11 protein-coding genes are annotated in these 12,437 nt (G+C 60.5%); 8 read left to right on the forward strand and 3 right to left on the reverse strand.

Annotated features, from left to right (window positions below; all coding sequences use genetic code 11):
- Positions 1 to 282 precede the first annotated feature (282 nt).
- Complete coding sequence (aspA, locus tag AO240_RS11795; protein ID WP_058415754.1) at positions 283 to 1,707, reverse strand: aspartate ammonia-lyase; 1,425 nt, start codon at positions 1,705 to 1,707, stop codon at positions 283 to 285.
- 182 nt (positions 1,708 to 1,889) lie between these two features.
- Between aspA and AO240_RS11800 the strand changes: the two genes are divergently transcribed.
- The 5 genes from AO240_RS11800 (at position 1,890) to AO240_RS11820 (ending at position 5,683) form a co-directional block, all read left to right on the forward strand.
- Positions 1,890 to 2,798 carry a LysR substrate-binding domain-containing protein gene (locus tag AO240_RS11800; protein WP_099236634.1) on the forward strand — a complete coding sequence of 303 codons (909 nt, stop codon included), beginning with the start codon at positions 1,890 to 1,892 and terminating at the stop codon, positions 2,796 to 2,798.
- 331 nt (positions 2,799 to 3,129) lie between these two features.
- Positions 3,130 to 3,621: a 5-(carboxyamino)imidazole ribonucleotide mutase gene (gene purE / locus AO240_RS11805; protein ID WP_099236635.1), complete on the forward strand. Its 492-nt coding sequence runs from the start codon at positions 3,130 to 3,132 to the stop codon at positions 3,619 to 3,621.
- 11 nt (positions 3,622 to 3,632) lie between these two features.
- Positions 3,633 to 4,718: a 5-(carboxyamino)imidazole ribonucleotide synthase gene (locus AO240_RS11810; RefSeq protein ID WP_049710884.1), complete on the forward strand. Its 1,086-nt coding sequence runs from the start codon at positions 3,633 to 3,635 to the stop codon at positions 4,716 to 4,718.
- 106 nt (positions 4,719 to 4,824) lie between these two features.
- Complete coding sequence (locus AO240_RS11815; protein WP_010168336.1) at positions 4,825 to 5,070, forward strand: GlsB/YeaQ/YmgE family stress response membrane protein; 246 nt, start codon at positions 4,825 to 4,827, stop codon at positions 5,068 to 5,070.
- A 76-nt stretch (positions 5,071 to 5,146) separates the two neighbouring features.
- Positions 5,147 to 5,683, forward strand: a complete 537-nt coding sequence (locus AO240_RS11820) for a DUF3299 domain-containing protein (protein ID WP_099236636.1) — start codon at positions 5,147 to 5,149, stop codon at positions 5,681 to 5,683.
- A 48-nt stretch (positions 5,684 to 5,731) separates the two neighbouring features.
- On the opposite strand, the gene AO240_RS11825 is transcribed toward AO240_RS11820, so the two are convergent.
- Together AO240_RS11825 and AO240_RS11830 are read right to left on the reverse strand one after the other, a co-directional pair.
- Positions 5,732 to 6,631, reverse strand: a complete 900-nt coding sequence (locus tag AO240_RS11825; protein ID WP_099236637.1) for a D-hexose-6-phosphate mutarotase — start codon at positions 6,629 to 6,631, stop codon at positions 5,732 to 5,734.
- Between the two features lie 57 nt (positions 6,632 to 6,688).
- Positions 6,689 to 7,093: an acyl-CoA thioesterase gene (locus tag AO240_RS11830; RefSeq protein WP_003176975.1), complete on the reverse strand. Its 405-nt coding sequence runs from the start codon at positions 7,091 to 7,093 to the stop codon at positions 6,689 to 6,691.
- A gap of 407 nt (positions 7,094 to 7,500) precedes the next feature.
- Between AO240_RS11830 and AO240_RS11835 the strand changes: the two genes are divergently transcribed.
- The 3 genes from AO240_RS11835 (at position 7,501) to AO240_RS11845 (ending at position 12,429) form a co-directional block, all read left to right on the forward strand.
- On the forward strand, positions 7,501 to 8,790 hold the full coding sequence (locus AO240_RS11835; RefSeq protein ID WP_099236638.1) for an MFS transporter: 1,290 nt from the start codon (positions 7,501 to 7,503) through the stop codon (positions 8,788 to 8,790).
- A 132-nt stretch (positions 8,791 to 8,922) separates the two neighbouring features.
- The gene (locus tag AO240_RS11840; RefSeq protein ID WP_058415746.1) at positions 8,923 to 9,909 is read left to right on the forward strand and encodes a phosphate ABC transporter substrate-binding protein PstS; all 987 of its coding nucleotides are present in this window, start codon (positions 8,923 to 8,925) and stop codon (positions 9,907 to 9,909) included.
- A 486-nt stretch (positions 9,910 to 10,395) separates the two neighbouring features.
- On the forward strand, positions 10,396 to 12,429 hold the full coding sequence (locus tag AO240_RS11845; RefSeq protein ID WP_177445815.1) for an ABC transporter permease subunit: 2,034 nt from the start codon (positions 10,396 to 10,398) through the stop codon (positions 12,427 to 12,429).
- Positions 12,430 to 12,437 lie beyond the last annotated feature (8 nt).

Consider the following 12,437-nt stretch of genomic DNA (forward strand, 5'->3'; position numbering starts at 1 on the left):
ATTCATGCGCTTTCGCGGTTACCCGGGCCTCGTTACCGACGGCCACAGACGCGAAGAGGGTCGGCACTATACCTACGCAAGCGGGATCCGTCTGCACGGGGCGATTAAAGGTTTCAGCCAAGCTATTGGGGGCAAGGAGGGTTTACGCTGCGATATTGGATTTTTTATAGGCTTCATTTCACAACCCTGAGGCAAAAAAAAGGGCCTGAAGAGTGAGCCTTCAGGCCCTCAAAAGGTGAGAGGTGTCTAGTCCCTCAACCTGGTGAGCGGTGCAACAAACGCTTAGGCCTTCAACGGGACCAAGCGTGGCGCAATCATGTTTTCGGGGCGCAGGATGTCGTCGAGCATAGCGTCGTCGAGCAAGCCTTCTTCGCGCACCAGTTCCAGCACGCCGCGGCCGCTTTCGAGGGCGATACGCGCAATGCGGGTGGCGTTTTCATAGCCGATGTACGGGTTAAGTGCGGTCACCAGGCCGATGGAGTGCTCCACCAGTTCGCGGCAACGCGCTTCGTTGGCGGTGATGCCGACAATGCAATGCTCGCGCAGCATGTCCATGGCGCGTTGCAGCAGGCGGATCGAGTCGAAGATCTTGTAGGCGATCAGCGGCTCCATCACGTTCAGTTGCAGTTGGCCGCCTTCGGCCGCGATGGTCAGCGCCAAATCGTTACCGATGATCTGGAAAGCCACTTGGTTAACAGCTTCCGGGATAACCGGGTTGACCTTGCCAGGCATGATCGAGCTGCCCGGTTGGCGCGCCGGCAAGTTGATTTCGTTGATGCCGGTGCGTGGGCCGCTGGACAGCAGGCGCAGGTCGTTGCAGATTTTCGAGAGTTTAACCGCGGTCCGCTTGAGCATGCCGGAGAACAGTACAAAGGCGCCCATGTCAGAGGTCGCTTCGATCAAGTCAGCCGCAGGCACCAGCGGCTGGCCGCTGATCAGGGCCAGGCGCTGTACCGCCAGGGCCTGGTAACGCGGGTCGGCGTTGATGCCGGTACCGATGGCAGTGCCGCCCAGGTTTACTTCGGTGAGCAGCTCTGGCGCGAGGGTTTTCAGGCGCGCCAGGTCTTCACCGAGGGTGGTGGCGAAGGCGCGGAATTCCTGGCCGAGGGTCATCGGCACGGCGTCTTGCAGTTGGGTGCGGCCCATTTTCAGTACGTGGCTGAATTCAACGCCTTTGGCGGCGAACGCCTGGATCAGGCTGTCGAGGCTGGCCAACAGCGCATCATGACCAAGCAGCAGACCCAAACGGATCGCGGTCGGGTAGGCGTCGTTGGTCGACTGCGCCATGTTCACGTCGTTATTAGGGTGCAGGTACTGGTATTCGCCCTTGTTGTGGCCCATGGCCTCCAACGCGATGTTGGCGATGACTTCGTTGGCATTCATGTTGGTTGAAGTGCCGGCGCCGCCTTGAATCATGTCCACCACGAACTCTTCGTGGAAATCGCCGCGGATCAGGCGTGCACAGGCTTCGCTGATGGCAGCGTGCTTGGCTTCGCTGAGCTGGCCCAACTCGCGGTTGGCATCTGCGGCCGCTTGCTTGACCATTGCCAGGCCGACCACCAATTTAGGGTAATGCGAAATCGGAACGCCCGAGAGGCGGAAGTTATTCACCGCTCGCAGGGTCTGGATGCCGTAATACGCTTGAGCAGGTACTTCGAGTACGCCAAGCAGGTCTTTTTCTGTGCGGAATGATGCAGCGGAGGACATGACGGAAATCATCTCGATAAGGACCCGGAACTGGCCGGAACGCTGCGAATGCTAGGCTTGTAGGAAGTTTTGGGCCAATGCTGTTCAGCACTGGCCTATGCACAAACGGCATAATGTAGGTGTGACCCGGTTATCATGGCGGGCGTGTGTGCCAAATTGGTGCGTGCCCACGGGAGGCAGTAATGAACCTTGAGAGCAAATGGCTGGAAGACTTCAGCGCCCTGGCGGCGACGCGTAGTTTTTCCCAGGCGGCGGAGCGACGCTTTGTCACTCAGCCGGCCTTCAGCCGACGTATCCGCAGCCTTGAAGCCGCGCTGGGCCTGACGCTGGTGAACCGCTCGCGCACACCGGTGGAGCTGACAGCCGCCGGGCAGTTGTTTCTGGTGACAGCGCGCACGGTGGTCGAACAGCTCGGCGAAGTGCTGCGCCATTTGCACCATCTGGAAAGCGGGCAGGGCGAAGTCATGCAAGTGGCGGCGGCGCATTCCCTGGCATTGGGTTTTTTCCCGCGCTGGATCGCGCAATTGCGCAACGAAGGCTTGAACATCGCCACGCGGCTGGTTGCCACCAACGTCGGCGACGCGGTACACGCCCTGCGCGAAGGCGGCTGTGACTTGATGCTGGCGTTCTACGACCCGGACGCCGCACTGCAGATGGACCCGGAGATATTCCCGTCACTGCACCTGGGCAATACCGAAATGCTGCCGGTGTGCGCTGCTGATGCCGACTGCAAGCCATTGTTCGACCTGGAAGGCGAGGGCAGCGTGCCGTTATTGGCCTACAGCGCCGGCGCGTTCCTTGGGCGGTCGGTGAACTTGCTGCTGCGCCAGCGCGCCCTGCGTTTTACCACGGTGTACGAAACCGCGATGGCCGACAGCCTGAAAAGCATGGCGTTGGAAGGATTGGGCATCGCCTGGGTGCCGCAACTGAGTGTGCGCGCCGAATTGGCACGCGGCGAGTTGGTGGTGTGCGGCGGCCCGCAGTGGCATGTGCCATTGGAGATTCGCCTGTACCGCTGTGCGTTGGTGCGCAAGGCAAACGTGCGCTTGTTGTGGCGCAAGCTGGAAGGCGGCGCAGCGCAGAGTACCTGAGCCCAACACCGAGCAAATGTGGGAGGGGGCTTGCTCCCGATAGCGGTGAGTCAGGCACTGATATGTCACTGACGGACCGTCATCGGGAGCAAGCCCCCTCCCACAGTATTCGCGGTGTCTGGGACTGACTCCTAAGTCAATAAAACCGCCACTTTGCGCCGCAAGACAGATGGTCATCCGAGGGGCTGTTTATCTGCTGCATTACGGTATACTGCGCGGCCTTCGGCCGGTCCAACCGGCCTTAATTCGTACAACAAGCCACGCCGGATTTCCCGCGTGGCTTGTTGTTTTTTGACGCGCCTGCGGGCGCCCAGAGAGAAGAGGCACGACGATGAGTGCATTGGTTGGCGTGATCATGGGCTCCAAGTCCGATTGGTCCACCCTTAGCCACACCGCCGATATGCTGGAAAAGCTCGGCATTCCGTATGAAGTGAAAGTGGTCTCTGCCCACCGCACCCCGGATTTGCTGTTCCAGTATGCCGATGAAGCAGAATCGCGTGGCATCGAGGTGATCATCGCCGGTGCCGGCGGTGCAGCGCACTTGCCAGGCATGTGTGCGGCCAAGACTCACTTGCCGGTGCTGGGCGTGCCGGTGCAGTCGTCGATGCTCTCGGGCGTGGACTCGCTGTTGTCCATCGTGCAGATGCCGGCCGGTATTCCGGTGGCCACGCTGGCGATCGGCAAGGCGGGCGCGATCAACGCAGCGTTGCTGGCCGCCAGCATCCTGGGCGCCAAGCACCCGCAGTTTCACGCGGTGCTGAAGAAATTCCGTGCCGAGCAGACAGACAGCGTGCTGGAAAACCCAGACCCACGTATCGCCTGAGGGTGTTGACGATGAAAATCGGTGTAATCGGTGGCGGCCAACTGGGCCGCATGCTGGCCTTGGCGGGTACCCCGCTGGGGATGAACTTCGCTTTCCTGGACCCCGCGCCGGACGCTTGCGCCTCAGCCCTGGGTGAACACTTGCGCGCTGACTACAGCGACCCGGACCACTTGCGCCAATTGGCCGATGAAGTCGACCTGGTGACCTTCGAGTTCGAAAGCGTGCCGGCCGAAACCGTGGCTTTCCTGTCGCAGTTCGTGCCGGTTTACCCGAGCGCCGAAGCCTTGCGCATTGCTCGCGACCGCTGGTTCGAGAAAAGCATGTTCAAAGACCTCGGCATTCCGACGCCGGCGTTCGCCGACATTCAGTCCCAGGCAGACCTGGACGCCGCCGTCGCCAGCATCGGCCTGCCTGCCGTGCTGAAAACCCGCACTTTGGGTTACGACGGCAAGGGCCAAAAAGTCCTGCGCACCGCCGCCGATGTAGTCGGCACTTTTGCCGAGCTGGGCAGCGTGGCCTGCTTGCTGGAAGGCTTCGTGCCATTCACCGGCGAAGTCTCGTTGATCGCGGTGCGCGCGCGCGATGGCGAAACCCGCTTCTACCCGTTGGTGCACAACACGCATGACAGCGGCATCCTCAAGCTGTCCGTGGCGAGCACCGACCATCCGTTGCAGGCCTTGGCCGAAGATTACTCCAGCCGTGTGCTCAAGCAGCTGGATTACGTCGGCGTGATGGCGTTCGAGTTCTTTGAAGTCGACGGCGGCCTCAAGGCCAACGAAATCGCCCCGCGTGTGCACAACTCCGGGCACTGGACCACCGAAGGCGCCGAGTGCAGCCAGTTCGAAAACCACCTGCGGGCGGTGGCGGGCTTGCCATTGGGTTCCACGGCCAAGGTCGGCGAGAGCGCCATGCTCAACTTCATCGGGGTTGTGCCGCCGGTGGAAAAAGTCATCGCGATTGATGACTGCCATCTGCATCACTACGGCAAAGCCTTCAAGGCCGGGCGCAAAGTCGGCCACGCCAACCTGCGTTGCAAGGACCGCGCGACCCTTGAGGCGCAGATCCTCAAGGTTGAGGCGCTGATCGCCGAGCAATAACCGGTGCGACGACGGGAACCATTGGTCACCGTCGTCTCTCTGATTGCAGGATGGTAAAGCCTGACTAGGCTTTGTCATGACTCACATTCAATCAGAGGGAAATGCCATGGGTATCATCGGAACCATCTTTATCGGCTTGATCGTCGGTCTGCTCGCACGTTTCCTCAAGCCTGGCGACGACAGCATGGGCTGGATCATGACCATCCTGCTGGGTATCGCAGGTTCCCTGGTCGCCACCTACGGTGGTCAGGCCCTGGGCATCTACCAGGCAGGCCAAGGCGCAGGCTTCATCGGTGCGCTGATCGGCGCCATCGTGCTGCTGGTGATTTACGGTCTGCTGCGAAAAAAATGATTTAGCGTCGAGCCCTCTGCGCTGCGCAGGCGCAGAGGGTTAGAATGCTCGCCACTTGTAATTGCCGAGCCTCTCCATGCGCCGTCTTCTGCTGACTCTCATTTTGCTGGGCTCTGGCCTTGCCCACGCTGGCGAATTGCCGGAAACCGACTGGCTCGACCTGATGCCGCTGTCGGATCAGAAAGCCCTCGAAGCAATGCCCGAAATCGACCACAACTCCCCCGAAGCCCAAGGCACGTTCACCGACAAAGGTGGCTTGAAGCAGAGCAAGGGGTTGCCGGCGGTGATGTATTCCACCAAAACCGTGGCCGCGATGAACGGCAAGAACATCCGTATCGGCGGCTACCCCGTGCCATTGGAAACCGATGCCAAGGGCCGCAGCACGCTGTTCTTCCTGGTGCCATACCCAGGCGCCTGCATCCACGTGCCACCACCGCCGCCTAACCAGTTGGTGCTGGTGCGCTACCCGAAGGGGCTGAAGCTGGATGATATTTACACGCCGCTGTGGGTGACGGGCACGCTGAAGGTCGAGAAGGTCAACAATGACCTGGCTGATGCGGCGTACGCGCTGGATGCGGGAACGGTGAGGGCGGTAAAAGAGTCCGACCTCTAAAGCCCGACACCTGCCGATGTGGGAGCTGGCACGCCAGCTCCCACATTTTTACAAGGCGAGGCCGCGGATGCTCACACCCAGAGTGTGGCTTTCGCCTGGCGCCAGGCTCACCACATCGTCCAGCACATTGGCCGTTTCGATGCACAGCATGCCCTGCCAGCCATCATCGGCCATGTCGTCAAACGCTTTGGCGCGTTCAGTCCAGGGGTTCCAGATAACGGTCGACGTCGAGCCCTCGGCAGTCAGCTGGATGCGGCGCTGCCAGTCTTTATCGACAATGCTCAGTTGCTCAGGCGTATCAAGATAGATGCGATCAGTCTCGGCGGTGAAATGCAGCAGACCGGTTTGCGTTTTCTCGGTCCAGCCGTCAGCGGTGTCGATATACGCCAGCCCGTCGAGGCCTTCGACCTGCACGTTACGCACGTCGCTTACGGCGAAGTAAGTGTGCAGCGCCTGGCTGAGGGTCACGGTGCCGGTGCCGCGGTTATGGCTGGTCAGGCGAATATGCAGTTGGTCGTCCAACAGCAGGCTCAGCTTCAGGTCAACCTGATGTGGCCAACCGGGGAAGCCACCCTCGGGCACCGGCAGTAGCAGATCCACCTGAAGCGCGTCGCCAACCGGCGTCACCGTGTCGAGTGTCCAGGTTGCGGTGCGCACAAAACCATGCGCGCCGGCCGGCTCGTCGCTCTGGCGCATGGCCTTCACGCTTCGCGGGTTGCGGTCAAACACGCCAAACCACGGCCAGCACACCGGCACACCGGTACGAATGCCTTTGCCCTTTTTGAACACGGCCTGTTGGTTAGGCCAAATCAGCGGCTGCTCGCCCTGGCGCTGGTAACTGAAAATGTGCGCGCCCTGTTGGGCCACCATCAGTTCGGCGCCGTTGTGGCGGATGCGCCAGCAGTCCAGTTCGTCGATTTGCACGTTCTCTACGTGGGGCGTAGGCATAACAGGCACTCTTAATGGCAGGCAATGGGGCAATTGACCGTCAAAACCCTGCGAGGTTTAACGCGCGCGCGATGGAACCGAGCGCGTGCGGCCGCTGCCATCGATGGCGACAAACACGAACACCGCCTCGGTAACCTTGCGCCATTCGCTGGACAGCGGGTCGTCGCTCCACACTTCGACCATCATCTGGATCGAGCTGCGGCCGATTTCCAGCGCCTGGGTATAGAAGGACAATTGCGCGCCAACCGCCACCGGCACCAAAAAGGCCATGCGATCAATCGCCACGGTGGCCACGCGGCCGCCCGCGACCTTGCTGGCCATTGCAGTGCCGGCCAAATCCATCTGCGCAACCAGCCAGCCGCCGAATATATCGCCGAAGCCATTGGTTTCACGCGGGAGCGCGGTGATTTGCAGGGCGAGATCGCCTTGCGGGATAGGATCTTCTTGTTCGAGTTCGATCATGCCGGGGGTGCCTCTGACCCGTGACGCTTTTTATAGGTGTAGCAAAGTGGATAGCCGACTGGTGGAAAAACGTTTCAGCACCAACATACTCCGTTCGACACGTTTCTCGTAAGGCGTACTAAAGGGAAACTCTGCCAAACCGGCTGGGTGGCGCCCAGCGACGGTTTGGCACAGCAGCCCCTCAAGCCTGCGGCTCAGACGCTGGCAAGGGCCGAGTATATCGACACCCTGACGCCACGACGACCTCCCGGCGCTCATTTGGTCGGCAATTAGTCGCTGTATCGGGGCTTTTTACGGCAACTGTGCTTCTGGTGTGCTTTGGCGAGCGATTTGCTATCTTGCCGAACCCCTTCTGGCTCTGCCCAAGCTATGTGCTTGCCGTTCTGACTAATAAGAGAAGCCTTGCCATGTCCTCCGTGCCCGAAAGCAGCGCGCAACCGTCGCGCCCGCTGACCCGCAACGACTACAAAACCCTGTCGCTGTCTGCCTTGGGCGGGGCGCTGGAATTCTACGATTTCATCATCTTCGTGTTTTTCGCCACCGTGGTCGGAAAACTGTTCTTCCCGCTCGACATGCCGGAGTGGATGCGCCAGATGCAGACCTTCGGCATCTTCGCCGCCGGCTACCTGGCGCGCCCGCTGGGCGGCATCATCATGGCGCACTTCGGCGATCTGCTGGGCCGCAAGAAGATGTTCACCCTGAGCATTTTCATGATGGCCGTGCCGACCCTGATCATGGGCCTGCTGCCGACCTACGCGCAGATCGGCCTGTGGGCGCCGATCCTGTTGCTGCTGATGCGCGTCATCCAGGGCGCGGCGATTGGCGGCGAAGTCCCCGGCGCGTGGGTGTTCGTCTCCGAACACGTACCGTCGCGCCATATCGGCTATGCCTGCGGCACGCTGACCTGCGGCCTCACCGCCGGGATCCTGCTGGGTTCGCTGGTGGCCACCGCCATCAACACTCTTTATAGCCCGGAGCAGGTGTCGGATTTCGCCTGGCGTATCCCGTTCCTGCTCGGCGGTGTGTTTGGCTTGCTCTCGGTGTACCTGCGACGCTGGTTGCATGAAACACCGATTTTCGCCGAGATGCAGCAACGCAAGACCTTGGCCGCCGAACTGCCACTGGGCACGGTGCTGCGTGACCACCGTGGCGCCATCGTGCTATCGATGCTGCTGACCTGGTTGCTGTCCGCCGGCATCATCGTGGTCATCTTGATGACCCCGAGCGTGCTGCAAACCGTCTACCACTTCAGCCCGACCGTTTCCCTGCAAGCCAACAGCCTGGCCATCATCACCCTGAGCCTCGGCTGTGTTGTTTCCGGCGCACTGGCTGACCGCTTCGGCGCCGGCCGCGTGCTGGTTGTGGGTTGCCTGCTGTTGCTGAGCAGCTCCTGGACGCTTTATCACAGCCTCGTTGCCTACCCCGAATGGCTGTTCCCGCTGTACGCCTTGACCGGTTTGTGTGTAGGCACCATCGGCGTGGTGCCCTACGTGATGGTCAAAGCCTTCCCACCGGTGGTGCGTTTCAGCGGCTTGTCGTTCTCCTACAACGTCGCTTACGCGGTATTCGGCGGGCTGACGCCGCTGGCAGTGTCGCTGCTGATGAAAGAAAGCCCGATGGGCCCGGCTTACTACGTTGCCGTCATCTGTGTGATGGGGATGGGGGTGGGCGGGTATCTTTGGGCGCGTGGGCGTTAACCCCTGATTATGTTTCTCATGCTTTGCGGTAGTGGCCTTTCATCCAATTGTCATATTTCGGACATAGAGTGTTCACACGGCCTCTCGATACTTGGCCCCGTTCCAACTATCCCTATCTGCTAGGAGCAAGGCATGAAACTGAAGCGTTTGATGGCGGCAATGACTTTTGTCGCTGCTAGCGTTGCGACCGCCCACGCGGTGGCCGCTGGTGTTGACCCGGCAATTGCGGCTTACGCCAAGACCACTGGCGTATCGGGCAACTTGTCCAGCGTTGGTTCCGACACTCTGGCTAACCTGATGACCTTGTGGGCTGAGTCCTATAAAAAGGAATACCCGAACGTCAACATCCAGATTCAGGCTGCCGGCTCCGCCACTGCACCTCCTGCGCTGACTGAAGGCACCTCTAACCTGGGCCCGATGAGCCGCAAGATGAAGGACACCGAACTGGCTGCCTTCGAGCAGAAGTACGGCTACAAGCCAACCGCTATCCCGGTGGCTGTGGATGCCCTGGCGGTGTTCGTGCACAAAGACAACCCGATCCAGCACCTGACCATGGAACAGGTCGATGCGATCTTCTCCTCGACGCGTCTGTGCGGTGCCAAAGCCGACGTGAAAACCTGGGGCGACCTGGGTGTGACCGGCGACCTGGCCAACAAGCCAGTGCAACTGTTTGGTCGCAACTCGGTATCCGGTACTTACGGCTACTTCAAGGAAGAGGCCCTGTGCAAAGGCGACTACAAGCCTAACGTGAACGAACAACCTGGTTCGGCCTCGGTGGTGCAGTCGATCAGCTCTTCGCTGAATGGCATCGGTTACTCGGGCATCGGCTACAAGACTGCCAGCGTGAAGACCGTGGCCCTGGCCAAAAAAGGCAGCACTGACTTCATCGAAGACAGCGAAGAAAACGCCCTGAACGGCAAATACCCGCTGTCGCGCTTCCTCTACGTTTACGTCAACAAAGCCCCGAACAAGCCTCTGGCCCCGCTGGAAGCTGAGTTCGTGAAACTGGTTCTGTCCAAACAGGGCCAGGAAGTCGTGGTAAAAGACGGCTACATCCCACTGCCGGCCAAAGTTGTCACCAAGGCCCTGGCTGACCTGGGTTTGAAAGAAGGCAACTAAGCCTGCAATACCTGGTGTAGATGCATGCTTTTGTGTGGGAGCGGGCTTGCCCGCGATGCTGGCGACGCGGTGTAGAGTTGAAACCGCATTGATGCCATCGCGGGCAAGCCCGCTCCCACATTAAACCGTCTACATCTCTAATTTTTTAGTCCGCTGGCAGCCCTGCTACGCGGCGGATTTCTTGCGTCACTGCACTGTCATCTTTCTGTCATACAGGACCGCTAGGGTGTGCGCATGAATGATCTGGCCAATTCCACCATGACGACGATTTCCCCTCCCAAGCGCATTGATTTCAATACGCCTGAGCTGCAACGCAAGCGCCGTATTCGCGCGCTCAAAGATCGCCTGACCCGTTGGTATGTGTTGATTGGCGGCCTCGCCGTCCTCGGTGCGATTACGCTGATTTTCTTCTTTCTTGCCTACGTCGTCGCGCCCTTGTTCCAGGGGGCTTCGCTGACCAAGGAAGACGCGCTGACGCCCGCCTGGATTCAGGACGCCGGCAAGCCGTTGCTGATCTCTCTTGAAGAACAGAACCAGGTCGCCATGCGCGTATCCGACAAGGGCCAGGCGCTGTTCTTTAATGTGCAAACCGGTGACGAGCTCAAACGTGTCGACTTGCCGCTGCCAGCCGGCGCCAGCGTCGTGTCTATCGGTAAAGACCAGCCGGGCAGCCCGCTGGTGATTCTCGGCTTTTCGAATGGCCAGTCTCTGGTGTTCCGCCACACGTACAAGGTGTCCTACCCGGACGGCAACAAGACCATCACGCCGGCGATTGAATACCCTTACGGTGACGCGCCGATCGTGCTTGATGAGCAGGGCCGCCCGCTGGAGCATGTCGCGCTCAATGCCACCGATTCGTCGCTGGTGGTTGCAGGTTCTGCCGGTTCGTACTTGAACGTGCTGACCCTGAGCCGCGAAGAAAACATGATGACCGGTGAAGTCACCAGCGAGCAGAAGCGTGTCGAGCTGCCGCAAATGACCGAGCCGGTGAAGGCGATCTTTATCGACCCACGCCAGCAGTGGCTGTATGTGATCAACGGCCGTGCCCTTGCCGATGTGTTCAGCCTGCGCGACAAGAGCCTCAACGGGCGCTATAAATTGCTCGAAGACGGCGCCGCTGAAATCACCGCCAGCACCCAACTGGTCGGCGGTATCTCGTTGATCGTCGGTAATTCCAAGGGTGGCCTGGCGCAATGGTTCATGGCCCGCGACCCGGATGGCGAGCAGCACCTGAAGCAGATCCGCACCTTCCAGATGGGCACCTCGCCGATTATTGAAATCACCGCTGAAGAGCGTCGCAAAGGCTTCACTGCCCTCGACGCCTCCGGCAAGTTCGGCGTGTTCCACAGCACCGCGCACCGCACTCTGTTGGTCGACCCGGTGGTCGACGGCCCAGGCCTGTTCGGCCTGTCGCCACGCGCCAACCGCGTGATCGTCGAAGCCGGCGGCAAGCTGCAACCCTTGACGCTCGACAACCCGCACCCGGAAGTGTCGTGGAGCGCGTTGTGGAGCAAGGTCTGGTACGAAAACTACGACGAGCCTAAATACGTCTGGCAATCGACCGCCGCCAACACCGATTTCGAACCTAAAATGAGCCTGGCGCCGCTGACCTTCGGTACGCTGAAAGCCGCGTTCTATGCGATGTTGTTGGCCGCGCCGCTGGCCGTCGCCGCCGCCATTTATACCGCCTACTTCATGGCCCCAAGCCTGCGCCGCAAGGTCAAGCCGGTGATCGAGCTGATGGAAGCAATGCCGACGGTGATCCTCGGCTTCTTCGCGGGCCTGTTCCTCGCGCCGTATGTGGAAGGGCATTTGCCGGGTATTTTCAGCCTGCTGATGCTGTTGCCGGTGGGTATTCTGGTCGCCGGTTTTGTCTTCAGTCGCCTGCCGGACTCGATCCGCCTGCGGGTGCCGGATGGCTGGGAAAGCGCGATCCTGATCCCGGTGATCCTGTTTGTGGGCTGGTTCTCGCTGTACATGAGCCCGTACCTGGAAACCTGGTTCTTCGGCGGCGACATGCGCATGTGGATCTCCCACGACCTTGGCATCACCTACGATCAGCGCAACGCCTTGGTCGTCGGCCTGGCCATGGGCTTTGCGGTGATCCCGAACATTTACTCCATCGCCGAAGACGCCGTGTTCAGCGTGCCGCGCGGCCTGACGCTGGGCTCGCTGGCGCTGGGTGCCACGCCGTGGCAGACCATGACGCGCGTGGTGATCCTGACCGCCAGCCCGGGGATTTTCTCGGCGCTGATGATCGGCATGGGCCGCGCTGTGGGCGAGACCATGATCGTGCTGATGGCCACCGGTAACACGCCGGTGATGGAGATGAACCTGTTCGAAGGCCTGCGCACACTGGCGGCCAACGTCGCGGTGGAGATGCCTGAGTCGGAAGTCGGCGGCAGCCACTACCGCGTGCTGTTCCTCTCGGCGCTGGTGCTGCTGTTGTTCACCTTCATCATGAACACCCTCGCCGAGCTGATTCGTCAGCGTCTGCGCAAGAAATACTCGTCGCTTTAAGAAAGGTA

The sequence above is a fragment of the Pseudomonas sp. ICMP 460 genome, from assembly GCF_002723595.1.
In the GTDB taxonomy this organism is placed as follows: domain Bacteria; phylum Pseudomonadota; class Gammaproteobacteria; order Pseudomonadales; family Pseudomonadaceae; genus Aquipseudomonas; species Aquipseudomonas kitaguniensis.